Genomic DNA, 25,903 nt, shown 5'->3' with positions numbered 1-25,903 from the left:
GTTAACAGTACTCTCTTTTATAGTTTTTAGGCTGATTTTCTAGTGCTAATATATTTAAAGGAAATTTAAGGGACAATGTACCTGTCCCTCCGTCTTGCCTCTGTCTTGATCTGCCGATTATAAAAACCGAAGTAAGAAAAAGGCAATGAACTATTGTGAATGGTAATTAATGAGGTTATGATAAGATCAAAAACCCGTCCTTACTCATCTGTGACGGGGTTCTTAGATTATAAAAGAAATAACCCGTTTCAAGAGGAGAGGATTCCATTGACCATTTATGAACAAATAATAGAGGTTCTTAAAGAAAGAAAAGGTGAAACATTAACATCAGCAGAAATAAAAGAACGTTTAGTAACAAAATTTAATACGAATCCAGGTAGCATTATTCTGTCCGACTATTGCTATAACCGTTATAACAACGGGATAGCTTTTACTAAACATCTATTTATTTATATTAATAGAAGTACATATCGATATGTCGGTGAAAATTATCCTTATACTGGGCTTATTTTTCACAAGGCTAAAGGGGCAGAATTTGAATCTGTAGTCGGTGAGTGGGATAAAGGGAAGCTTCAGCTCTACAAGGATCAATCTACAATCGGAATCTCACAAATAAAAAAATTATATGAAGAATATTTAGAAATGCTACGATTTGAAATGAATGTTCTTGGATGCAAGGCAACTGAACTAAGACATCTCATCGGTCGTCTAGGTGAATTCTTTTGCGTTCTTTATACAAATGGTGAGCTTGCCAAAGTTACCAACCAGCATGGATTTGATGTGATGAAAGACGGCAGAAGAATAAGCGTGAAAACAACTGCGCAGGATAATAGCTTTATCACAATCAACAAAAATACCTTTGACCAATTTGATGACTTTTTTGTTGTTCAATACAAAGATGATGACTTTAAGGTATTATTCTATGGGCCGAAGGAAGAAATTCCGTCGCCTAGGACATATGGGAACAAGTATGAGGTTACTATTAGTTCTTTGAAAAAATTATCTAATACATTTTAAACAAGATGATTGACTATCCAAAAACAAAACGTCTGTGAATGAAGATGGTCTTGCGAAATACAAAAAAAAACCTAAGTAGAAGACTTCTTTTACTTAGGTTTTTCTTATGCACCAATGATTTACAACTTAAATCAACCAATTTTGTCATGAGTTTTGGATCTAATAAATAGTGGAATTCAACAACTCAATAATCTCATCATTCCCAATATCATAAGCATGATCAACAGCGGATATCCCCTCAGAATCAGTAAGAGTAGGATCTGCACCTGCATCTAATAATCTTTTAATAGAAGCAATATCCTCGTTATAAACAGCAGTCATTAATGCTGTCCATCCCCAGCTATCTTGCCAGTTAGGATCTGCTCCATATTCTACGAGTAAGGGAATAAGGTCTCCACGATTATTATCAACAGCAATCATTAGGACACTTTCTTCGTACTCATTTATTTCATTAGGGTCTTCACCACTTACTAAAAGGTCCTCCACTTCTGCTTGATCAGCATCAATTACAGCCTGCATTAAAGGAGTATACTCATAGCTATACCCGTAGTCACTTTCCATGAAAAATTCTTCTAACTTGCTGCCAAATTGTGATAGAACAACTGCTGTTCCTACACCAATACCAATGAAAATTGTAGGAATAACAACAAAGATAACAAACATTAACAGAACAATTCTCTTTGTTCTGCTTTTAAGCTGTAAGGAAGGTTCTCCGTATGTGAAACGTTCAATCTCATGAATGCGCTTTGGAATAGGAGGGTGTGTTGATAGTAGCTCAGTTAAAATAGCGAAAATCCCCCGTTTTTCGTTGTATTGCGTTAAATATTCTTGAATATTAACTTTGTTATAAAGCCTTCTACCAGCAGCTAGAACTAAAAGACCGTTTATAGCATTTTCCGGTTTTTCTGTATAATAAGCTGCCATGCGGTCACATGTATATTCTGCCATTCTTGAATAACTTGTGCCTAAGAATGGTACCCACATAGATAATGAGAGTAGGATACTTTTAGCGATATGATTTCTTTTAATGTGAGCTAACTCGTGAGCGATGATGTAATCAATATCGAAGTCCTCTGAATCGTCTGCAATATCAATGAAATCAGAATATAGTACAACCATGTTTTTCCCGAATAATGCTAGAACTTTTGTAGCAAATGCATTTAAAAGTCCGCCAGATTCAATCACATACACTTCAGGTATTTTATCTAAATTCATCTTTTGACAAAGAGTAATAACCTTGCTGTGAAGCTCAGGAAACTGATTTTCTCTTAATCTCACCCCGTTTAATTGGATGTGTGCCATAGATAGGGCATGTGAGAATAATGATAATAGCCCAATCGCTAATACAATAAAAACGCCAATGATCGAAAGAAGTAAGTATAATGCCATAAAAACACTGACGATAATACAAATAATAAATAGCGTTTCTTCATGCTTATGGACAAGATTTTTATTATTTTCCAATTTGTTCAACTCCTAACAGTTTCTAACAGACAAATTTTATTATATGATGTTTAAAGGTAAAAATGAATGGAAAAACAACCTTTTCTTTTAAGGGAATGGGTGGGAAATGCTTTTCAGAAGTGTGGTATGATTTAAGTGGTTGAAAAACTGTTTAAAATTGGAAGTGTTTTTTATAGAAAATAGAAATATGAGGTGAAGATCAAGAATGAAAGCTAGTACAAAAAAGGAAATTCTTTCTTGGGTGAAAACATTAGTGCTTGCGATTATCATTGTTTTTATTTGTCGACAATTTATCTTTACTCCAACTTCTGTATTTGGGGAATCAATGTCTCCTACCTTTCATGATGCGGATCGGGTGATAGTGAGTAAAACATCAAAGATCCAACGCTTTGATGTGGTCGTGTTTGATGCTCCAGACCTTGAAGGTGAACACTATATAAAGAGAGTAATAGGTCTCCCTGGAGATTCTATTAAGATGGAAGATGATGTGCTTTCTATCAATGGCAAAGAATATCCAGAAGAGTATTTGAGTGAAAATAAAGAAAATAATACATTAGAAGAATTAACCTTTGATTTCACCCTCGAAGAAATCACTGGAAAAACAAAAGTACCAAAAGACATGCTCTTTGTTATGGGAGATAACCGCTTAAACAGCAAAGACAGCAGAATTTTTGGATTCGTTCCCTATGACTCCGTGATTGGTGAAGTGAAGTTTCGGTTTTATCCTGTGAATGCGGTGGGGGTTCCGGAGTAGGTGTCACGCTCGGGATAGGTGCTGGTCCGGAGTTTTTGGTGCCTGTCACTTCCCGAATTTTGTCGATTAGACAACAGCATTTCTACAACATGTGGGTGTGCTTAAAGGAGGATGATAAAGGATGAAGAAGCTGCTGCAAATGTTTTTCTTCACTAGCATTCCTTTTGGAGTCATCATGGGACTTATGTTTCAAGAATTGGAAATAGGAGTTATGGCAGGTCTCTTTTTTGGACTAGGAATGACGATTATAGTAGGGGTCATTAACAAAATTTCAATGAAATCAATTGGAGAATCAGGTACTAGCAGTGTGAAGCAGGAAAAAGAAATGGAATTAACCCTACCATACAAAACTACCTTCGAGCTATGTAAAAATGCTGTTCTTTCCATCAACGGAACGAAAATCACCTATGAGAATGAACAGGAAGGTATGATCCGTGCAAAAACAGCAGTAAACGCCTTAACCTGGGGAGACAAGATATCCGTTTTTGTAGAGAAGGTGGATGAAGAAAGATCTAAGGTACATATACAAAGTAAGCCTGCCGTTGCCACAACTGTTGTGGATTATGGGAAGAATGTGAAAGTGATTGCGAATTATTTGGTGCCTCCCCGAAGTTTGTCAAAAGAGCATGAATGATAAAAAAACGTTTCTACAACATATAATAATTCTGTTTTGAAGTGCTAAATTAGAAATAACCATACTATTTGAACGGTAATTCACACTTGAATTTACAGATAATTGATTAGCAAAAATGCTTGGAACATTGTGTCTCCAAGCATTTTTTTGCACTATATAGTAGTGTTTCCTGAAAAATAAACGGAAAAATTCCGTTTAAATTAGGAAAAACCAACATTTCTCACAAAATAAGAGGATTTTTTCCGCTTATCTGAACCAAAACTTTAGATTTGGTTATATTTAGAGAAGTTAACCGGAATATATCCGCTTATATCGGCTTTTTAAGCACCTACTATATACCTTAACCGGAATTTCTCCGCCTATCAATTCCTACCCATGAATAACATCAGAGAGTCTAATATCTAACTTGAATATCCAAAACATTACCACATTGATCCCGAAATAATTTAGCAAACAAACTCGCACACTGATTCTAACTTTTGTCATCCTGTTAAAAGGAATGCACATTAGGGTGCTAAAATAACGTTACATTTATGAAAACCTTCGATAAGCCACAAAAAATTTGTTTGCTAATTATGTTTTTGTACTTGAAAACCGAACTACTTCTACAACATGTAGGACGCTTTTTTATTTGCTTAGTAACCTTTCAGACTAGTTTTCTTCAAAAAGTAAGTACATATATCTAGGAGCATAGATGTGCAACTGTTATTTTTAGATAATCTTTACCATATAATTTCCAACTACTTCATTTATAATACATATGTATGTAAAAAATTAACATGAAAGTGAGTGAGTGGGTTGAATGAAAAAATGGAGTTAAAAACACTCGCTATGGAAAAAGTGGCTCAAGTCATTGATTCTTTATCAAATGAAGCAAAGATTAGATATTGTGTGGCAATCAATGAGTTTGCAGATGTGTTTCTTGATGATGAACTTGTCTTTCAAGAACTTTACTTTGCTTACAAGCAAGAGCGATCTTCCTACGATATACAATGTACAAATGGAGAAACGATTACTTATAGAAGAGAATATTATGAGCACGTGATTCAGTTTGCACAAACATATTTTTGTTTACCTGAAAGGCTTTTTGTCCTCTTTCTTACATCCTGTATTGAAATCATGAGAGAGGTACTACCACTAGGAACAGTTGTTGAACTTAATCCACTTCATTTTATTCCGGAACATCAAACGTCTTCACCTACTAAAGTTGTGATTACAAAGCGTTTCATAGCACCAACAGGGTATCAAACGTATTTCCCGTACGGTGGTGCTATTTATCCTGTAGGAGAGATGAAGAAAGATACAACGATTTATTTTACAGAGCCCTTGATTACAAATGTGATCCATACAGGCTATAAGGATGATATGGAAGAAGCCTTTCTTCTGCTTATAAAAGAAGATTTTATTGTTCAAAAAAATATGAAGTCAATCGAATTCTCAGCACATGACATGAAACGTCTTCAGCTTGAAATCCAATCTAAGGAAAGAGCGGGTAAAAGGTAATGGCACTTTATACGTCAAGCTTTTGTTATAACTTAGTTTCTGGTATTAGCTCGTCTTTGGAGGATGCCAAATATGAGATTAAGAAAAATTTTGAGCAAATGGACTTAGAAAATGCATCTGTTGAAGAAGAGATGAGAGAAATGATAGAAGAAATGATAGCAGAGATTGATCAATTACTTGCCACGATTCAATCTGTTCATTTTAGATAAAAAGTTGGTAGAGAGGAGTTTACGTATTGGGAACAACAAACATAAAGATGAGTGTTCACGATTTACAAACCACTTTACAAACACTTCAATCAAGTATTGAAGAGTTTAGTAGTTATACCGACACCTTCCGTACTGGCACAAGAGATCAATTAAAGAACTTTAATTCTGATTTCATAGAAAAAGTAGATGCGATTCTAGATAATATGAATGATGATATCAATAAGGATTTGCTAAAGGATATGTATGCTATTCATGCTGCTGGTAAAGAAATGCTAGAAGAAATGAAGAAGGCCGACGAAGAAGCGAGTGAAATGATTCGGAGTGGGCAGTCATGAAAAGAGACATCCAAATTAACTATGGAATATTGGATCAGATTATTGAACAACTTCATACATACAAAAATGCCTTAAATCAAATGCATAGTTCCCTAACCTCGATAGCTGTTTATGTAGAAAGTAACGCGGGAAAAAGCTTGGATGTTTGGGATGACACCATTCAGCAATCAAAGAAAAATATTACTAGCTACCAAGCTCAAATAGAAGACCTTCTATCATTATTTGAAAACTACGTGACCGATACAACTGCCTACATTACACCTATTTCTCGAAATAGTATGATGAGAGTCGATCGTAATGATATCTGGTGGAACCTCACACAGATTGAATCAGGGGTAAACAACAATATGTTCCATGCGATCCTAGAAACACATAAGTCCCCAAGCTTCTTATTTGGTTTGTTTGACGATCCAACTCCAGAAGAAATAGAAAGAAGCAGACATAATAAACAACAGCTCGATGCTATTCGGACGAATATTGAATCTTCCAAGGCAATGCTTGAAAAGAATATAGAAGGTTTATGGGACCTTTATGAAACAAAAGTAAAGAAGTTTGAAAATGTTGATGATGAATACTCAAACAAAGCCTCTGCAGTCAAAGATACCTACACCAACTTCTTTGAAGGAGTAAGTGATGTTGTTTCTGTAACGGTTGAAGGGGTATGGAATTTCATAAAAGGATTAGGTGTTGCCATCTATGAAATCGCAGAAGGCCTGATTAGCCTTGTCATTGATGCGGGAATCATCGCGATATCTAGTAAAATACCAGACTCAATTGAACCCGAATTCTTAAAGAAGGCGGCAAACACAAGAGTAGAGACTTTTGCCGGAACGCTCGAGCAAATCATCGATGACCCCATCATCGTCCTAGAATCAGTAGCCCAATCCATATCAGACACCTCAGAAAAAGAGGGGATTATGTATGTAACTGGAGGAGCAGCAACCTCCCTCATCCCATACGTAGGCCAATCAAAATACCTCAAGCTATTAAAAGTAGAAAAAGACAAAGCACCCAACACCAAAGCAGTAAACCCAGCCATCTCTCAAAAAGTAAAAGAAATCGTCCAAAACAACAAAGTATTTGAAGGAATCAAGAAAGAAACGGTAGAATTATATAAAGATGTAAAAAACGGAGGAACCCAATTTGTTGATGACGTCACCAACTTCTTAGGCAGAACCTTATTTCCCAATCAGTCCCTTCAAATGAGTACGGCGAATTCAGTGCCGGTGAATGTGTTTAGTAGGTCGACGGTGGAAGATCGGATTGATTCGGTTGTTTCTAGGTCTAGTGTGAAGGTTGATAAGGGTACGGGTAAAGAAAGTACAATTAATATTGGTAAAAATGATATAGATGCATTAAGAAGAAAATGGAATGTTCCAGAAACCGAAACAGTTGCAGTTGGAAAGACTGATGTAAAAGGATTAGAAAATTTGACTTTTGAAGGAGGATCACCAAAAGTACGTAAAGAAGCTGGTTTGCCTGATTTAGATGAAGTAATGCCAAACAGGAATATTAAAGCCCCAGGAAATAACCCATTGTTCACTAGGCATGCAGAGGAAGGCGTTCTGAATGAATTTGATTCAGCAGTAATAAAGGCAGGTATAAAACCAGAAGATGTAGCAGGAACATTAAAACTACATCAATCGAATCCTTCAGGTGTATGTAGAAAGTGTTATCAAGGGTTGGCGAACGATAAAGTTCCGCCTGGTGTGTTAAAGCAATTAAGTTTAAAATATCCTAATCTAAAAATCGCAGTAACATCGGAAATTGATGAAAGCATTAAAGTAACTGGTAGGCTTAATCTAATAATTAAAAATGGAAAGTATGTTGACTAGTTGGAGGTTAATTATGGCTAATACTAACTTTAGTAGTTTAACAGATGATGGTAAAGTAATATTATTTCTTGGACTTTCAGAGAAAGTTTTATCGGTATTTTCTCAAAAGGAAGATCAAATTTTAGCTCAGGAAATTATATATAAATGTTGGGAGTGGCTAAAATATAAAGAAAATATAGGAGAAAACCTTTATGAATTATTAGATAACGAGGAAAATGGTATAACAATAATTCAAGAGATGTCAGATAATGAAACAGATGTCATGGCTTGGAACTGTGTTATTGATGCAGTTGCTTATACTAGTAGGAAAGCATTTGAAAGAGAAGGTGTCAAATATTATCCAGAACCAATTGCTTTAGTAGATGATACATTAGTAGACCATTTTATGGATTGTTTTGAAGGATGTATCGAGAATTCAGATAGTTATATTCAAAGAATAAATTCTTTATTGAATGATTATAAGAATGGGAATATTGAGAGTGATTTGCGCACAGAAGTTTTAAGGGAATTACAAATACAAAATTAACTATTTCTGTATTATTTTATGAACTTTTTTGGATTAGAGTTATCAAATTAGAAAAGGATGTTTGCAGTATAAAGTTGCAGGAATCCCTATTATGCATAGAAACAGCACTTGATTTCCTTATAGGTAACAAGTGCTTTTGTTTTCTAATAAAGTATTTATGTCAGGATGATTAAAAATGCTTACTTGAAAGTCAAAACTCATGATGGTTGTACCATCAAGGTATATTGTTTTAATTCAGTAGGAGGCTACTATAATGGAAAAACAAGGATGGGTTTCAATTTGGTTAGGGAATTTTAACGATGAGGATTCAATAGGAGAGTATGTTGATTTAACGTATGTTGAGGATGGCGAGTCAGTCCCATCTCAATTCTTTATCGATTTTAATATTGATATGGATGAAACAGATAAGGATACTATAGAAAAAGCGGTCTATAAGAATAGTAGTAGTGATATTTCAGCATTATTAGATGGGTGTTCATATGAAGAAATTGTCATCCAAAAAATCCAGAAAAGTATAAACCTAAAGAAATCATATAATGCAGTAATTTTAATATATAATTTTGAATATAAAAATGAAATTAGTTCAACAGGTGCTTTTGATTTTATTGCTGCTACAAATTATGAGTAAGAGAAATCTTAAAGGTAAGGAGAATTGGTTTAGTTGATGGTTAACTCAGAAATTATTTATCTGGTGGGGTTACTTTATAATACAGATAAAAGTATTTTAATCAGCCAGTTAAAAAAGGTAGATAATCCACTAATACTCCATTACTTTACTGCAAATTATAATTGGAATAGTGGGTTTGAGGTACTAACAGTCATCTTAGATAATGAGGCTTGTGACTTAGGAACAGGTTTACTAATGTTTCATTATGCAGATGGCTGCCGTTTGTTAGAGAGTTCAGATGAAATTTTAAGTTCTTCATTAGAGGAATGGAGAGTTTTTTTGAGGAAGATTTATAATAAACTTTTAAGCTTAGACTTTAAATCACAAAACATTTCTTTTGACCCTGAATTAACAAAAATTCAAAAGTATAAGTTGAAAAAGAATAACCCAGGCCTTCCTGACGTTCTAATTAGTAAGTCTCCAGGCAAAGAGATTGATATACCTAAGATATAATGTAATTTATTTTGGAGTACTGAAAATACAGCTCTGATAAAAAGAGGGCGTGTTCCAAAAGTTGATGAGAAGTTTTTAAAACACTTTCCCAATACAAGGAGTATATAGAAGAACCAATGAGGCATCATCATATTGGAGAAGGTGGGCAAGCTGTTGCTCTTCCAAAAAGTCTGCATCCTGGATATTGTGGTATCCACAATGTGGAGAAGGACTGGGGTATAACTGGAGTAGATGATGAAATTGCAAGAAGATTAGATACCTTTATAAAAGATTCAGGAAGGTGATAGAATGATAACACCAGAAGAATTTATTGATAGATGGATGTTATTAAGAATGGGCCATTAAATAAATTTAAAGAACAAGATTTAATGGATACAGTTTTTTCGGATGGTGTTAAGAGATTTTTGTCTATAGGAGGTCTACCGGAGACATCACCGCCGTATTTGGAATTTACTTCGCCACAATTTAGACCTATTACTAATTTATTTGATATGCCAGAACAATTTCAAAAGTATTGGTTTTTAGGGTCAACTGGTTCGGGGATCCAATATGTATAACGGAGAAGGAAGAAAATATAGTGTTTCCTAATGGAGATAATTATGAAGAAATATTTGTTAATTCTTCCTTGAACCAGTTTGCAGAGTGTATACTAGCCTATATATCCATGATTGATAAAGCAATAGAGGTTAACGATGAGGATGCCTTTATTGATAACGATATACCTGAATCAGTAATAGACTGGTTAAAAGATGAGCTAGAGAGAATTGATAGTAGGTGTGTGCAAACTGGATTCTTTTGGTCTACTGAGTACGAAAATCTATTTGAATAATCTCACATAGATATGAAACCGTTAAAATAAATTCAAAATGAAAAACACCTTCGATTCTATAAACAGGTATTGTCCTGGTTTTGACTCGTAGGTGTTTTTCTGCTTAAGGTAAGATAAATGTACTAGAACATGGGCAAATGCACTGTGACCCACCTACTGCTATGATAAATCCTCATGCACATCATATTCTATTTAAAAAAGGTCTTGGTCAGAAGCAGCAAGAACTGGTTCGAGAAGGTCAGGAAATATTAAGAAGGTATGGGATAGATCCAATAATTGGGGAGAAACCTTGTCTAGGCACCAAATGCCGTAGTAGGACAACATAGTCTTGATGCTCTAGAGTTAGTAGTTAATCGATTAAAGGCTATTGAAGAAATGGGCGGTGACTTTGATGATATTGTTGAAGCGCTTGAAGATTTAGGAGACATAGCTAGTACAAGGTAGCAGGAATATAGGAGGTAATATTATGGATGAAAAAAGTCTAAATAAAACTATAAGAAATGCTATTAAGGTTGGTGATATTAATGAAGTAAAGCGTTTATTAGGCGATAATGCAGAATCTTTACACTCAATGACACCATTTGGCACGTGGTTACATGTTGCAGCAAAGAAAGGACACTTTGGAATAGTAGAATATCTAATCCATAAAGGAGTTGATGTTAATACAAAGGGTGATATATTTGACGCTTCTCCTTTAAGAGTGGCTGCTGGAGCGGGGCATATTGAGATAGTAAAGTATTTAATAGAAGCCGGCGCAGAATTAGATGTAAGCTTAGCAAAAAGAAATCCGCTATTTGGAGCAATTTATGGCGGGGCATAAAGAAGTAGCTGAGTTTCTAGTCGAAAAAGGAATAAATATTTCAATTAGATATACTGGAGAGAATATTGAGAATATGGATGCATCTGAATATGCTAGACAATATGGGCAAAAAGAAATTGCTGAATATTTAAAGAAGAAAATGGAGGAAAAAGAATAAAAAGATGTTATAGGTTTGTAGCATGAAAATTTTGAGATTAATATACTCATCAGTTTAGAGATGAGATATAAAGTTAATAAAGCACTTGTTTGCCTGTTAGGTAACAAGTGCTTTTTGTTTATTAGCGTGCCCGGTAATATCAGACACCTCAGAAAAATGTATGTAACTGGAGGAGCAGCAACCTCCCTCATCCCATACGTAGGCTAATCAAAATACCTCAAGCTATAAATTATAGACTTTTTTAAAGCTTTATATTCTCCACTTACCCTCCATGCAACTTACTTGCTTTTCTTTCATCTTTTCCAGATCTAAATACAACAAATCATTCATTAAAATATTTTCAGATATTGTCGGATATTGTCTATAAGCGTTCTTTTTAAGTCTGAAAGGATTAGTAATTGATCTATATGGAGAATCATATCACCTTAAACCAATTGGACAATATAGGGAATGGTAAATAAAATTGTAAGAAAATAGTCCAAAAGTAATGATGCTTACGGGGGTGTCGAGTATGGGGAAAAGAAAAACTAAGATAAACCTTAATTTCTTTAAAAAAACGATACAAAGGCAGATTTTAATACCTTTTATTACAATGATTATTTTAACGGGTGCGATTATTTCAATTGTTAGTTACCGTTCAAGTGTGTCTGTCACGACAAACGAATTGGTGACAAGTGTTGAAAGTCAAATGGGAAGTATTAATAATTCATATGAACTATTCTTTAGTAATATCAGCAACATTGTTAATCGATTTAGTCATGATCCCACATTAATAAACTATAAAAATGACGGCAATATGGATAACATCCTTCATACATTTAAGCAAAATGTAGAAAGTAAAGACGCCATTATTAATATCTACATGGGTACAAGTGAAGCTGGAGAGATGATCCTCTATCCACAAGCTGATTTACCATCCGATTTTGATGCACGAACAAGACCTTGGTATACAAAAGCTGTGGAAAATCCTGATAAAGTCATTTGGACGGATCCCTATTTAGATACGGAGACAAATCAACTTCTTGTTAGTGCAGCAAAAGTGGTGGAACAGTCTGGTGAGGTTGTAGGTGTGTTTTCTGTTGATATAGATATTAAAGCTCTTACTCATATTATTGAGGATGTGAAAATAGGTGAAACAGGCTATGCTGTCCTTTTTGATAGTTCGGGGAGGTATATGGTTCATCCTAACAAAGAATATCTTGATAAAGATGTATCAAATCAAGAGCCTTATAAGAGTATAAAGCAAAGTGGGGAAAGTGGTACGATTCACTATCAATTTGAAGGCGACGAGAAGGTAATGGCCTTTATAACAAACCCAACAACAAATTGGACGATCGGTGGAACGGTATATATTTCTGAATTAGAAGAAAAAGTAAAAGGGGTAATCATGCCAATTGCTATTACCTTAGCCTTAATTATTACGATTGGTATTTTGCTATCTGTGTTTATTACAAGAGGGATCACAAGACCGATTAAGAAGCTTCAAAGCTCAATGAAAGAGGTTGAGAAAGGAAATCTACTAACTAAGCTAGATATAGCTCGTCTGGATGAAATAGGTCAGCTTTCAGCAAGCTTTTCTAACATGCTAACGGAATTTCGCCAAATGCTAAAGAAAGTTTCTCACGTTTCAGAAGAAGTCACATCAGCTTCTAAAACCTTAGTTACAAGTGCTGATGAAAATACGGTCGCTTCAAATGAAGTAGCCGTTACAATGGAGCAAATTGCTTCCGGAGCTGGAGATCAAACGGAATTACTTGAAAAAAATGCAAATGTAACAAATGAGCTTGCTGAGATGATTAAAAAGGTTGAAGAACAATCTAGTGATATTCAGGAAGAATCTAGTGGATTATTAACTATTTCAAGTGAAGGAACAAAGAAGATTCACTTGTTGCAACACCAATTTGACAGAACCAATAATATGATGAATGAAATGGTTCATGCTGTAGATTCACTTAGTGAAAAATCGAATAATATTAATGCTATTGTAAACACAATTACAGAGATTGCTAGTCAGACAAACTTATTAGCCTTAAATGCAGCAATAGAAGCTGCCAGAGCGGGTGAGCACGGAAAAGGCTTTGCTGTTGTCGCGGATGAAGTACGTAAGCTAGCGGAGCAATCTGAAACAGCACTCATGCAAATAGGAGAAATTATCAATCAAATGCAGAGTGAAACAAAACATACTGTTGAGTTAATTACAAAAACAAATTCTGTTATGGGTGAACAAGGGGCAGCCGTCACAGATACCGAAGAAGCATTCAAGAAGGTCGAAAATGTGATTACTCTAACGGATACTAAGATTATGGATATTGTTATATCTATGAAGCAGATGGTTGAACAAAAGGATGTTATTGTACAGAATGCCACCCAAATAACATCAATCAGTCAAGAAACAGCAGCGGGTACAGAAGAAGTTTCTGCATCAATTGAAGAAACAACTGCCTCGATGGAACAATTAAATAAGTTAGCAGAAAAACTAGACATATATTCACAAGAAATGAGAGAAGAATTGAAAAAATTTATTCTTGAGTAAAGAGTGGAGGGCTGTTTTCACAAATGTGGGACAGCCCATTTTAAGGAGGGTAGATTAGTGTTATGAACTTAAAGTTTAAAATTTCTAATGTAGTAAAGTCTAGATTATTTAAAAGAACCTTTTTGTTTTTATTTATATCGATTATATTCTTTACTGGTTTTATCTATGTAGCCTCAAGCATCATTCTTCCCAAAATAGCTCAAGATCAATATAGAGAAATGACTGATCTAGCCGTACATCGCTTATCTAACCAGGCGAAAATGATTGTCGAGAATGCAAACGCTATATCTGAAACGAATAAACAAAATGAGGATTTATTACAGGATGATTCGTTAGTTTTAAATAGTGAATTGACGAGACTTCTTGATTCCTCTCCTTTTTTTGACGGGGGAACAATGACCGATGTTGAAGGTGAGATTTTAGTTGCAAAAAACTTAAACCTTAATGAATTTATTACGAGAAGTGAACGTAAGTATGAACCACAAATAAGTACGAAGGAGACGTTACATTTTAGTGATGTTTTAGTAAACAAATCTGATAAAAATGAGTCTATTATTCTATTATCCTTTCCTGTTAATAACGAGAAGGATGAGATAAAAAGAATCGTCCATATGGCCATCCACCTTGATCAAAAGGGGTTATTTCAGTCTATGTTTAAAGAGCTGAATATAGGAAAGGATAGCTATGCTTATATTGTCGATTCAAAAGGAACTTTAATAGCTCACCCTCAAAGGGAAATGCTAGGTGAAGATGTTTCTGATAATCCAGCTGTACAAGCAATTTTAAAAAAGAAGACAGGTTATATGGAATTAATCAATCAATTTGATGTGGAAATGTATTCCTCCTATCAATATATTCCAGGCTTAGAATGGGGTATAGTTGCACAAGTACCATCAGAAACTACTTATTTAGGGGTAAAGAAATTTCATAAATCTCTCTGGTTAAGTAGTATCATCCTAATCATTCTATTAACATTTCTAGCTGCTATTCATACTGTTAAGACAATGAATCCTATAAGAAAGCTTCATTATGCAGTAGATCAGGTAGCAAAAGGGAACTTTCGTTCAGAAATTGAAAATGATGAATCAAAAGGAGAAATAGGAGCCCTAATAAAAAGGTTTAATGAGATGATCACATCGCTCAATCATGCGAAGAAGCAGCTGAAATCTCAAAAAAATTTCTTGAGTAAGATTATCAGTAAAAGTCCTAACGCGATATATGTTGTAGATTATAACGGAAGATTCAAGTTAGCAAATGAAGCTTTCACAAAGTTATTAGGAACAACTCCTGCGGAAATTGTAGGGAAAAAAGAATCAGAGTTTAACCCAGATGATGAAGAGGTTGAACGCTATTTTCAAATCAACCGAGAAGTGATTAACAGTAAAAAGGACCGTTTTATACCCGAAGCCTCTCTCACTGATAGTGAGGGGAATCAACATTGGATGCAAGTTATGAAAATACCGATTATTGAAGAGGACGGTTCATCACATTCTCTTTTATGCTTTGCTACTAATATAACTGAGCGAATTATGAATGAAGAAAAAATAAAGTTCCATGCTTCACATGATAGTTTGACTCAGCTGCCAAATAGATATAAGTTTAAAAAAGCATTGGAGCAGGAACTAGAACTAGCATACGATGAACAAATGAACGTTGCCGTATTGTTTATGGACCTTGATCGTTTTAAATATGTAAATGATCATTTTGGCCATATGATGGGTGATAAATTACTACAAGCCGTTACGTCCAGATTAAAAGAGAATTTGCATGAAAGAGATACGATTTCAAGGTTTGGTGGAGATGAGTTTACTGTTATACTTTCTAATATAGATGATAAAGATCAAGTGAGCAGTATTGCGAATAAATTAATTCATGCTCTTGGGCAACCTTATCAGATCGACGGGCATTCACTAGTAACAACTACTAGTATTGGGGTCAGTATGTATCCTAATGATGGTGAAGACGTTGATATTTTAATTAAAAATGCTGATACAGCTATGTATCAAGCAAAGAATCAGGGGAAAAATACTTATCGTTATTTCCATAGTGAGATGAACTCATTATTATCAAATAAATACAAGCTAGAAAATTATATGAGAGACGCTTTAGAAAAAGAGGAATTTCATCTTTTTTATCAACCCAAGATGGACACACATACAGGTAAGATCTCAGGAATTGAGGCACTACTTCGTTGGGAACAGAAAGAGCTTGGTATGGTTTCGCCCTCAGAATTTATCCCTATTGCAGAGGAAAGTGGATTGATTTTACAGGTAGGCGAGTGGGTGTTGGAGCAAGCTTGTTTGCAAAATAAGAGATGGCAGGATGAAGGATATCCGCCAATTAAAGTGTCTGTCAATCTTTCTGTATGGCAAATTAAACATTCGGATATTGTCAAAACAGTGCAGCAGATATTAGAGAAAACAGGCTTGAATCCGATATGGCTTGAATTAGAAATTACAGAAACGGCCATCATGGAGAATAAAAGGTCTATACTACGTACTTTGAAACAGCTAAAGAAGATGGGAGTATCTATTGCTATTGACGACTTCGGTACAGGATATTCATCATTGAACTACTTAAAAAGATTTCCTGTTGACACATTGAAAATTGATCGTTCATTTATTCAAGGTATCCTAACGGAACAAGATGATACAGTAATCGCAACAGCTGTTATTTCAATGGCTACTAAGTTAGGATTAATCGTTGTTGCTGAGGGTGTAGAAACGGATGAACAACTGCATTATTTACATGATTTACACTGCAATGAAGTTCAGGGATTCCTTATAAGCCCACCAGTTCAAAAAAAACAAATGACAAAAATGTTAGAAAAAGAGCTTCTTTATTATATGTCTAAGACAGTGAGTTAATAGAAAGGGCCTGTATTCGATGAATACAGGCTTTATCTTATATTTGGGTTTTACATAAAAGGGAGACTAGAAGGAGATATAAAAATGGAGATTTTGGATTACAAACATCTATTTTACTTAGGTGTTGCTGCTATTATTAATTTTATTGGCTTCTTTTTAGGACAAATGTACATTAGGAGATTAATTTCTTCAGATGGGAAATTTAGATTACTTACGCTTATCCTTATGGCAATCGGATCAGGATGCGCACAATGGTCGATTGTTCTAATCGGACTTATTGGTTATCAAGATCCTCATACTCCGACATTCGATTTTGTCTTGCTTGGTATCTCTCTATTATTTGGTTCTATGGGGTTACTATTTACTTTTTATAATCTTACTTTAGGGAATAAAACAAAAACCAATCGTTTCATTGCAGGTCTAATCTTTTCATTAACCATTATCGCTATGCATCTGACAGGTATTTATTCGATTGGACATTTGGGGCAGATACATTTTGATTGGTTTCGACTGTTAGTAGCACTTTGCTTTTCTATCATATTAACGTTGGTTGCCCCTTACTATATCCAATATGCTAAGTGTATGTCTTTAAGTAGGATTCGCTATTTAGCGCTGGCCACGGTATGCTCCATTGTCATGTCTATTCTCGTAATCGGAGTGCAATATTCCTTATTGTCTGCTACAACTTTTATATCTGATCAATCAAATTTATCTTTTTATGACGGTGATCACAAGCATATTGCTTTATTTATAGGAATTGCTGCTTTGTTCATTTTTATCAACTTCCTTTTTCTGGTTTACATGGATAGAGAAAATATGAAAATAAGTAAAAATTTGGTAGACGAGAAATTTAAATCACTTTTTCATTCAACTCCTATAATGGTTATCGAGGTAGATGAAAAAGGAGTTATTAGGGAAGTGAATGAAACATTATTATACTTACTCGGCTATACGGAGGAAGAAGTAAAAAGGCAGTACGTTCACTTCCTGTTTATGAAGGAACAAGAACGAGATATTGAGAAGGCCCTAAACGATGCAAAATCTGATATGAATAGTTTTATTGAGATTCAAATTGTTAAAAAAAATGGGGAGCTCATTGATTTTAATTTTATTTTTATCCCTATTAAAAATGGTGAGAAGATAATCGGGTTATATCTAATGGGTAGAGATGTTTCAAAAAGAAATGAAGCTTTTCGTAAACAACAAGAAATTGAAGATGATATGCGTGATCTTGTACATAATCAATTATGTATTATTAATAAGTTTAAAAAAGAGGGAAGCCGCTTTGTCCATACATTAGTGGATGGTCAATTTTTATATAAGGTAGGTTTAGTGCCAAGTGATATATTAGGAAAAGCTTTAGAGGAATTACCGATATCGTCCGAGATGTACCACTTTCATTTAAAGCAATATGAAAAAGCCTGGAATGGTGCTGAGGTAATTTATGAAAACAGTATTAACGGTTTAAATTTACTTAGTTCGTTAAAACCTATAGTTAAAGATGGAAAGACAGTCGAAGTGGTAAGTACGATTGTAGATATTACTAAGCAGAAAATGGTTGAGAAAGAGTTGTTAGTAGCAAAGGAAGAGGCAGATAAAGCAAATAGGGCGAAATCTGAATTTTTATCTAAGATGAGTCATGAATTGCGAACACCACTTAACGGTGTATTAGGGTTTGCACAGGTATTAGATATGGAGCCAGACTTGACGAAAACACAGCATTCACACGTTTATGAAATCCTATCTGCAGGACGCCATTTGTTAAAACTAATTGATTCCATATTAGATCTTTCTAGAATTGAAGCTGGGAATCTAAGATTTGAAATGGAAGAAGTATCAGTAAATTCCGTTTTACAACAGAGTGTAAAGATGGTAGAACCACTTACTGAGAAGATGGATCTAAAACTTTACTTTAACGAACAAGCGAATGACCCTATCGTCTGGGCTGACAGCACAAAATTGAGACAGCTATTTATAAACCTTTTAGACAATTCGATAAAGTACAACAAAAGAAACGGTAAAATTTTTCTTCATACTTACGAAGAAAACAATCATATTTGTATATCGATTAAAGATACTGGGATAGGCATACCGAGAGAGGATATTAAGAGGGTGTTTGATCCATTTTATAGGAGCGGCTCTCATAAGAGTCAAATCCCTGGTGCTGGTATAGGACTTGCACTTGTGCAACAAATTCTACATCGCTTTAATGGCACAATAAAATTATCTAGCAACTTTGGTGAAGGAACACAGGTTTTAGTGAAAATACCTTTAATCCACTCCAATAATAAAAATGAATTTTCATTACAAAGGGAAGCTGAAAAGGCTAATTTGACGATTTCACATTCTACTATTTTATATATAGAGGATAATGAAATGAATCGGGAGCTTATGAGAAATGTGTTGAATGAGAAGAATCAGAAGTTAAACCTCTTTATAGCTCCCACAGGTCAAAAAGGGCTTGAAATGTTTAGGAGTAGTCATATTGACCTTATTTTGTTAGATTTAAGTCTCCCGGATATTAATGGGTTGGAGTTCATTGATATAATAAGAAATGAAGATAAAAGTAATGTTCCTATCGTTGTATTAAGTGCTAATGCTATCAAAGAAGATATTGAAAATGCATTGAAAGTTGGCTGCAATCGTTATTTAACGAAACCAATAGATATTGGAGAGTTATTTGAGGTACTAAATTATTATTTAAGAAGGTGAAAGAGAAATGAAGGTAGTTATTGCTGAAGATGATCTCCCTTCTAGAAAAATCTTATCGTTGTTTCTTTCAAAAATGCCATCCTATCAAATTGTTGGTGAGGCGAATAATGGAGAAGAACTTATTCGGTATATTGTGACCGAAAAACCGGATATTGCCCTTGTTGATATTGAATTGCCTTTAATAAATGGTATGGATGCAATAAAGTCTTGTAAAAAATTGTTACCTAATTTGCAAATTATATTTATCACTGGAAATGATGAGTATGCCTTAGAAGCCTTTGGTGTAAATGCTGTAGATTACATTATTAAGCCTATAGAGTTCGACCGTTTTAAACATGCGCTGCAAAGAGCTTCCCATATGGTAATAAAGGAAGAAGAATTAGTAGAAGATCCTTCTAGTAAAAAACAGGAAAATAAATTGGTTTTAAAATATTATAACAATATTACTGTAATTCCAACGAATGATATATATTATATTGAGAAGCAAGAGCGAAAAACATTTATTCATACAAGTAATAAAGTTTATCAATCATCTTTATCGTTGGAAGAATTATTAGACAAATTACCGGATAATTTTGTCCAATCCCACCGATCAAACATTGTGAATGTTAGTCAAATCGAATATATTGAATCACATGGTCAAACCTACTTTGCTAAATTCTCTGGGTACAAAGAACCAGCTAGGATATCCAAGCTTCAATTAAAATCAATCCAAACTATAATTGCCAGACAGTAGAAATAGCGAAATCTTGCTATTTCTTTTTTTTCTTAAAATTTTATAATTTTGTCTAATTGTTTCATTATATTGTCTAAAAGGATTTAAAGAGAGTGTAAACATTTAGTTAGGATACATGAACGCACTTGGACATATTTGTAATTGAGAAATATACTTGACGAAAGTAGGTATTTAGTATGGTTTCAATTAGAAAGAGGAGGATTTTCATGTCATTTAGTAATGAATCCGAAATGTATGGTATACATCATAGCTTTCAACCTATCTGGAATATTGCTAAATCAACTATATATGGATATGAGAGTTTTACTAGGAATAATCCGGGCTTAAATGGAGAAAAAGTATATAGTATAGTGCGTGAACATAATCATTTATACCAACATGATATTTATTCAATTGAGAAGGCGATAGAAGCTTTTCCTTTTTTAAAATCGCACTTCTTGTTTACTAGTATCTTTCCATCTACTTTGTTTCATGAAACCTTTCCAAAATTTCTTAATGAGTTAATTAAGAAGTTCCCAGATATAATCGGTCGATTAGTTCTTCAATTAGATGAAACAAATGAGGAAGAGCATAGACGAGACCTATCAGATATAAAGAATACAATTAATACACTACAAGAGCTTGGTATATTTGTTGCGCTTACGAACGTTGGAAAAGGGATTAATTCGCTAAAAAAGATGACTGAAATCAAGCCTTCTATTGTGAAGTTAAGCAGTTATTTATCTTTAAATTTAAATACGTCAGAGCAAAAGCAAAAGGTCGTTTCTCTCCTTGTTGACTACTGTACGGAAGAGGGAATTGTACTCATAATGGAAGGAATAAAATCTTCAATAGATTTATCTTATTTAAAGAAATTAAAAGTAACTCTTGGACAAGGCGATCTCTTGGGGAGGCCTTCTTGGTCTCTTTCATAATAATTACAAATGGTAGGGGATGAAAAATGAGAACATACAAACATTGGACAACAAGTGAAGACTTTAAATTACTAAAGTTAAGAAAAAGTGGCAAGAGATTCAAGGAGATAGCTGATATTTTAGATAGAACGGCTATTAGTGTTGAAAAAAGATATAGAAAAATTAAGTATGAGAAAATATATGCATAACCGTAGGAAAGAAAGTTGTTATCGATGTGTTTTTGTAGAGGGAGATAAAGAAAAGTTAGTTCAAAAAATCGAAGCAGCTCGTCAGAACTTATTTTATACAGCCCAGGCTTTTGGATTTTTGGATGAAAAGACAATTATGAAAAGTCATGAGTTAGACCAATTAATCGTAGTCTATCAAAAATGTACCTGTTTAAAAGTTAGCTGAATGGATGTTGTGAAGGCTTTCTTTTTTAACCATGCGAAGAAAACTCTAGTGGATGTGGAAGAAGTTGAAGTTATTCCAAACCTTTATTCATAAAAGTGATTACTTAAATTCAAAAATTAAAATATTAATAACATATAGATATTTGTTCTTCTTGGTCTTTGCGCTTTTTATTTGGATAGATTTTCATGTGTATACTGGCAGAAGTTTAGTCGGACTTTATAGTATCATTATGGTTTTTTCAGGACTTGTTTTTAAACCAGTTTGGCAAGGTATTCTTCAGAGTATATTAGTTACTATTATTAGGTATGTTGTAGCACCAGATGGCTTACCTTTTGAGATTGAAGTTATTTTCTTTCAATGGATCAGTTATTTTGCCATTTGGTATGCGATATCAGCATTGGTACGAAATAGTATTGAACAAAAAGAAAATCTCGTTAGGATGACAACAGCTCTGGCAAATAGTATAGATAAAAGAGATAAGTATACTGCCTTTCACTCCTCAAATGTTGCTAGATATGCTGAATTAATTTCTAAGGAAATGGGGTTTGATCAGAAGTTTTGTAGTGAGATAAAACTCGCTGCCCAGTTACATGATCTTGGAAAAATAGGTATTCCTGAGAGTATATTAAATAAATCAGGTAGATTAACTCAGGAAGAATATGAAATTATAAAAACCCATCCAATGATAGGATATGATATAGTTAAGCACATAAAAACATTTAGTAACAATGGAATTTTAGATGCAATTTTATATCATCATGAAAGAGAAGATGGAAGCGGTTATCCTTCGGGCCTTGAGGGGCAGAAAATCCCGATTAAAGCAAAAATTATTGCTGTTGCAGATTCCTTTGATGCGATGACCTCTAATCGAAGATATAGGGAAAACAATAGTTTCTCATTTGCAGTCAAGGAAATTTTAAGATGTAGAGGAACACATTATGATCCGGCTGTGGTAGATAGCTTTATACAGGTTATTGATCGTAAAGGGACGGATATTTTAAATGTGAAGATTATTAGTGACCAAGGTTAAAGTAGAAATCATGAGACTAATTAATAGAGGACATGCCTTATATAGAGCATGTCCTTTTAACTTATTTCTGCCATACTTCGTGTGTAAGGGTGGGGACGAGGGACCTGACCCCGTGTCCCTTTTATTTCGGGTTTAAAGGTTGGGGAGAGGGACCTGTCCCCATGTCCCTCGTGTGTAAAGATGGGGACGACCGTGTGTATCTTAATTAACCCCAACACGATCCCAAGCTGACTTCACAGCGCTATAAGCACTACTTCCACTACCATATAAATCAGCAGCAGATTGTAATAAGGCAGCACGTGCGTAACTGAAGTTGCTAGTTGGTGTGAGGTAAACAGTTAGTGCACGATAGTAGATTTTTTCTGCTTGTGTTTTGCCAATGCTACTGATTGTATAATAAGCAGCTTTATTTGGAATTCCACTATTCGTATGAACTCCACCGTTGTCAGATGTGGTGTTCACATATTGATTCATATGTTCAGGCTGGCCAAATTGAGCTGGGTTTGAGAGACTTCGTAAGGCATCGCCAGCTTGTCCTGGTGTATAAACATCTTCTCCCATTAAATAATCCTGTGGATCTAGGAAGTATCCGAAAACGTCTGAGAACGATTCATTTAACGCTCCTGATTGGTTGCGGTATTCAAGAGATGCTGATCGATCTGTTACAGCATGTGTTAGTTCGTGTGCAACAACATCGAGTGCGCCTGATAATGGAGCGAAAACACTACCGTCGCCATCTCCGTACACCATTTGTGAACCATTCCAAAAGGCGTTGTTATAGTTACTGCCATAATGAACAGTTGAACGAATAGTAGCACCTTTATTGTCAAAGCTATTTCTGCCATGTGTGTTTAAGAAGTAATCATATACCTTTCCTGCATAAAAGTGAGCATCAACATCAGCTCGTTGCGTAGAGCTTGTCCAAGCATTATTGCTATCAACAGAACGTGCGCCAGGATATGTTGAACGATTTTGTGCTGTGAATGTTTCAATCACACCATTCATCGGCTTGGTTACATCATATAAATAATACGTGCCACCTGAGGAATAGGTGTTGAGTGTTTTAGAATCGCCTAGTACTCCATAACCAGTTCCGGTAGTAGCTGCATCGTTAACAGCGTTGTAAGCATCCACAACTGAACCGTCTTTTGCATTAACAAAAATTTGCCAATTTGCTCCATATGGCTCTATGAATTGTAGCTGGATTTTATAGGTTAATGTGTAGGTGCCCTCGTGATGATAAATCACTAAATCCTTCTTAACTTGAGTATTTTCTGAGCTAGAAAGCTCGTCTTGATGTTCATGTCCACTGTTCGTTTCTTTTTCTGTTAAGTCAATTTTTTTCCAGGCTAGATCTACCGCTTTTTCAGCTGTGATGGAAGCCTTTGTTTGTGCTTTTGCTAGCTTATCAGCAGCATCAGAATATAGTTGTCCAGCTGTAGCGATGACTTCATCGTTTTCGTTCGTATGAACAACAAAGACAGCTCCGTCAATTGGCACACCATGAATGGTTTGGGCAAACTTGTAGTGAGTCATGCCAAGTTCATCCGTCTCTTTTTCTAGTAATGTTAGTTCTTTATGGGAATCAATCTTAAATAACTCTTTGTTTGCTTTTAAAAATTCCTTCACATCTTTGTCATTTTTCATTTTATCTTTTGAGAGTTTTCCAGAGAGGAATAATGGAGCATCCTTGTCCTTTTCGATCAGCTTTTGCTCTAGATTCATTTGTTCCATGAGCTTTTCAGATGAAGTTTGGGCAAATGATGTGGATGTGGGTAAGATGGTGCTGAATGCTAATGAGGTACCAAGAACAATAGTAGCTAGTTTTTTTGACATCTTTTCTATCCCCTTTACAAAAATTTTACGATTAGCGAAAGCTTTATCGTTTTTTTAGTTTAGAAGGTTAGAAGCATCTGGTCAAAGTGGTGTAGAACGAATAACAAACCTTACAGAAGGCAAGGTGTTTTCAAAAAACCATTGTCCTTGTTATTTTAAAATATTTTATAATTATACGAATATTCTCTTTTATGTTAAATATGGAAGAGAGTAACATAGATGTATAGTTCACTTTCATGGTATGTTCTTTTTAGTAGATTATGATTAAGATACTGAGCAGGGGGCGTGGAGTATGTATGAAACTGTTGATATTGGTCGTGTCATTAAGGACTTAAGGAAATCGTTGAATTTAAGTCAACAGCAGTTAGCTGAGGGAATTTGTACTCAAGCTCAAATTAGTAAGATTGAAAATTCAAATGAAATCCCATCTTCCCTTATTTTATATAAAATATCTCGTAAGCTCGGAGTCGATATGAATTATTTTTTTGAAATAGCAGAAACACCACGACTGGACTATGTAAGGGATGTGTATCAAATGATCAGATATTACATCCGTGAACGTGATTATCAGTCTGTCTATCATATTGTTCAAAAAGAAAAAGGAAACGCTTTGTTTCAAACCATTGAGCATCAACAGTTTTTTACATGGCATGAAGGAATTTGTCAACATTACCTGTTTAAAGATCTTCAAAGTGGAATAGATAAGCTGAAGCTTGCCCTTTCTATGACTTATAAAGATGGAAAAACGCTAATGAAGGAAAGAGAAATTGAAATAGCCAACAGCCTTGCCATTTTCTATAAAGAGAAAGGGAAATATGAACAATCACTAGAGCTATATACAAAGCTGCTTCAAAGTATGAAGTTTTTAGAAGAGATAAAGGATGAAACAATCTATTTGAGAATCTACTATGGTATCGGAAAAGCATATACTGATTTGGGGGATTATCAAAAGTCTCTTGTATTTTGTCAAAAAGGAATAAAAAAAGCATTAAGAATGGAAACCTTGTATTTATTAGGAGAGCTCTATTTTCAATGTGGCTCGAATTATTATCGTATGGGTGATGTTGATCATGGTTCTAGCTTTATCAAAAAGTCCATTACGATCTTCAGATTGCAAGGAAAAGAAGAAATGATTCATGCAGCTCAAAGGATTGAGGCTGGCTTCTTGGAAAAAGGCGCCTCCTAATCTAATAAAAATATTCCTATTATTATAATTTCGTATGTGTATGGTTCTAAAACAGAGTACAACATGGTGAAACAAAAGCTAGATGCCCATCATGCCCAAATCATGAAAGGTAAATTCCAATTATAATAGAAGAAACTAGTTAGGAGGTCATGTTTATGAAACGGTACTTTTTACATGTAGTTGTTGCAGTAGCACTTACGATTTCTAGTATTTCTTTATTTTCTGAGCCTCAGCAAGTATCAGCAGCTAAAATCGATACTTCAGCTTCGGTGAGTGGACCGAGTTACGCTGATTTACCTGACCAGCATTAAAGAGAATGAATAGTGAAATTGAGACTCCCGAACTTGAAGGCGGGAGTTTTTTTGTCTTAAAAGTAAGGGTAACTGCTAAGAGGTTGTAAATATCAATGAGTAGAATTGCATATTGATTAATCTATCTTTCAACAATAATTTACCGAAAAATACCATTATCAACAACATATCTCCTAATTTTA

Annotated in this window: 22 protein-coding genes and 3 pseudogenes; 23 read left to right on the top strand and 2 right to left on the bottom strand. The window is 34.6% G+C overall.

Annotated features, from left to right (window positions below):
- The first annotated feature begins 267 nt into the window (after positions 1-267).
- On the top strand, positions 268-1,017 hold the full coding sequence (locus ACEWK1_RS06705; RefSeq protein ID WP_212135622.1) for a DUF7225 domain-containing protein: 750 nt from the start codon (positions 268-270) through the stop codon (positions 1,015-1,017).
- Positions 1,018-1,176: 159 nt separating this feature from the next.
- Here ACEWK1_RS06705 and ACEWK1_RS06700 read toward each other — a convergent pair whose 3' ends face one another.
- On the bottom strand, positions 1,177-2,481 hold the full coding sequence (locus ACEWK1_RS06700; protein WP_212135623.1) for a M48 family metallopeptidase: 1,305 nt from the start codon (positions 2,479-2,481) through the stop codon (positions 1,177-1,179).
- A gap of 205 nt (positions 2,482-2,686) precedes the next feature.
- Here ACEWK1_RS06700 and lepB point away from each other — a divergent pair, with 205 nt between their 5' ends.
- From lepB to ACEWK1_RS06600, 20 genes and pseudogenes are all read left to right on the top strand, one after another.
- Positions 2,687-3,235: a signal peptidase I gene (lepB, locus tag ACEWK1_RS06695; RefSeq protein WP_212135624.1), complete on the top strand. Its 549-nt coding sequence runs from the start codon at positions 2,687-2,689 to the stop codon at positions 3,233-3,235.
- Positions 3,236-3,356: 121 nt separating this feature from the next.
- Positions 3,357-3,869: a hypothetical protein gene (locus tag ACEWK1_RS06690; protein WP_212135625.1), complete on the top strand. Its 513-nt coding sequence runs from the start codon at positions 3,357-3,359 to the stop codon at positions 3,867-3,869.
- 798 nt (positions 3,870-4,667) lie between these two features.
- Positions 4,668-5,372 carry a DUF4176 domain-containing protein gene (locus ACEWK1_RS06685; protein ID WP_212135626.1) on the top strand — a complete coding sequence of 235 codons (705 nt, stop codon included), beginning with the start codon at positions 4,668-4,670 and terminating at the stop codon, positions 5,370-5,372.
- On the top strand, positions 5,372-5,581 hold the full coding sequence (locus ACEWK1_RS06680; protein ID WP_098794740.1) for a hypothetical protein: 210 nt from the start codon (positions 5,372-5,374) through the stop codon (positions 5,579-5,581). Before ACEWK1_RS06685 ends, ACEWK1_RS06680 begins: the two co-directional genes overlap by 1 nt.
- Positions 5,582-5,607: 26 nt before the next feature.
- Positions 5,608-5,916 carry a hypothetical protein gene (locus ACEWK1_RS06675; protein ID WP_098794741.1) on the top strand — a complete coding sequence of 103 codons (309 nt, stop codon included), beginning with the start codon at positions 5,608-5,610 and terminating at the stop codon, positions 5,914-5,916.
- On the top strand, positions 5,913-7,751 hold the full coding sequence (locus tag ACEWK1_RS06670; protein WP_232273773.1) for a hypothetical protein: 1,839 nt from the start codon (positions 5,913-5,915) through the stop codon (positions 7,749-7,751). The genes ACEWK1_RS06675 and ACEWK1_RS06670 overlap by 4 nt, the downstream gene beginning before the upstream one ends.
- A gap of 13 nt (positions 7,752-7,764) precedes the next feature.
- Positions 7,765-8,277: an Imm6 family immunity protein gene (locus tag ACEWK1_RS06665; protein ID WP_121663706.1), complete on the top strand. Its 513-nt coding sequence runs from the start codon at positions 7,765-7,767 to the stop codon at positions 8,275-8,277.
- A 253-nt stretch (positions 8,278-8,530) separates the two neighbouring features.
- Positions 8,531-8,905, top strand: coding sequence for an immunity 22 family protein (locus tag ACEWK1_RS06660; RefSeq protein ID WP_212135627.1), 375 nt, complete (start codon positions 8,531-8,533; stop codon positions 8,903-8,905).
- 36 nt (positions 8,906-8,941) lie between these two features.
- Positions 8,942-9,397: a DUF4274 domain-containing protein gene (locus ACEWK1_RS06655; protein ID WP_121665123.1), complete on the top strand. Its 456-nt coding sequence runs from the start codon at positions 8,942-8,944 to the stop codon at positions 9,395-9,397.
- A 33-nt stretch (positions 9,398-9,430) separates the two neighbouring features.
- Positions 9,431-9,681: pseudogene (locus ACEWK1_RS06650) on the top strand (hypothetical protein).
- 4 nt (positions 9,682-9,685) lie between these two features.
- Positions 9,686-10,226, top strand: a pseudogene (locus tag ACEWK1_RS06645) (SUKH-4 family immunity protein).
- A 466-nt stretch (positions 10,227-10,692) separates the two neighbouring features.
- Positions 10,693-11,203, top strand: a pseudogene (locus tag ACEWK1_RS06640) (ankyrin repeat domain-containing protein).
- A 511-nt stretch (positions 11,204-11,714) separates the two neighbouring features.
- Positions 11,715-13,736, top strand: a complete 2,022-nt coding sequence (locus ACEWK1_RS06635) for a methyl-accepting chemotaxis protein (RefSeq protein WP_212135628.1) — start codon at positions 11,715-11,717, stop codon at positions 13,734-13,736.
- Positions 13,737-13,798: 62 nt separating this feature from the next.
- Positions 13,799-16,603: an EAL domain-containing protein gene (locus ACEWK1_RS06630; protein WP_212135629.1), complete on the top strand. Its 2,805-nt coding sequence runs from the start codon at positions 13,799-13,801 to the stop codon at positions 16,601-16,603.
- A gap of 84 nt (positions 16,604-16,687) precedes the next feature.
- On the top strand, positions 16,688-19,315 hold the full coding sequence (locus ACEWK1_RS06625) for an ATP-binding protein (protein WP_212135630.1): 2,628 nt from the start codon (positions 16,688-16,690) through the stop codon (positions 19,313-19,315).
- A gap of 7 nt (positions 19,316-19,322) precedes the next feature.
- Entirely contained in the window at positions 19,323-20,051 is a 729-nt protein-coding gene (locus tag ACEWK1_RS06620; RefSeq protein ID WP_212135632.1) for a LytR/AlgR family response regulator transcription factor, read from the top strand.
- Between the two features lie 206 nt (positions 20,052-20,257).
- The gene (locus tag ACEWK1_RS06615; RefSeq protein ID WP_212135634.1) at positions 20,258-20,965 is read left to right on the top strand and encodes an EAL domain-containing protein; all 708 of its coding nucleotides are present in this window, start codon (positions 20,258-20,260) and stop codon (positions 20,963-20,965) included.
- Between the two features lie 26 nt (positions 20,966-20,991).
- Complete coding sequence (locus ACEWK1_RS06610; protein ID WP_162987492.1) at positions 20,992-21,153, top strand: SANT/Myb domain-containing protein; 162 nt, start codon at positions 20,992-20,994, stop codon at positions 21,151-21,153.
- Positions 21,104-21,358, top strand: coding sequence for an aspartyl-phosphate phosphatase Spo0E family protein (locus tag ACEWK1_RS06605; RefSeq protein WP_255301506.1), 255 nt, complete (start codon positions 21,104-21,106; stop codon positions 21,356-21,358). Before ACEWK1_RS06610 ends, ACEWK1_RS06605 begins: the two co-directional genes overlap by 50 nt.
- Positions 21,359-21,422: 64 nt before the next feature.
- The gene (locus ACEWK1_RS06600) at positions 21,423-22,388 is read left to right on the top strand and encodes an HD-GYP domain-containing protein (RefSeq protein WP_212135635.1); all 966 of its coding nucleotides are present in this window, start codon (positions 21,423-21,425) and stop codon (positions 22,386-22,388) included.
- 201 nt (positions 22,389-22,589) lie between these two features.
- Here ACEWK1_RS06600 and ACEWK1_RS06595 read toward each other — a convergent pair whose 3' ends face one another.
- Entirely contained in the window at positions 22,590-24,224 is a 1,635-nt protein-coding gene (locus ACEWK1_RS06595) for a M4 family metallopeptidase (RefSeq protein WP_416635791.1), read from the bottom strand.
- Between the two features lie 292 nt (positions 24,225-24,516).
- Here ACEWK1_RS06595 and ACEWK1_RS06590 point away from each other — a divergent pair, with 292 nt between their 5' ends.
- Entirely contained in the window at positions 24,517-25,410 is an 894-nt protein-coding gene (locus tag ACEWK1_RS06590; protein ID WP_416635790.1) for a helix-turn-helix domain-containing protein, read from the top strand.
- A gap of 155 nt (positions 25,411-25,565) precedes the next feature.
- Positions 25,566-25,721: a hypothetical protein gene (locus ACEWK1_RS06585; protein WP_162987491.1), complete on the top strand. Its 156-nt coding sequence runs from the start codon at positions 25,566-25,568 to the stop codon at positions 25,719-25,721.
- Positions 25,722-25,903 lie beyond the last annotated feature (182 nt).

It is taken from the genome of Metabacillus sp. YM-086 (assembly GCF_048059995.1).
Classification (GTDB): domain Bacteria; phylum Bacillota; class Bacilli; order Bacillales; family Bacillaceae; genus Metabacillus; species Metabacillus litoralis_B.
This window is presented reverse-complemented; position numbering and strand designations above follow the sequence as displayed.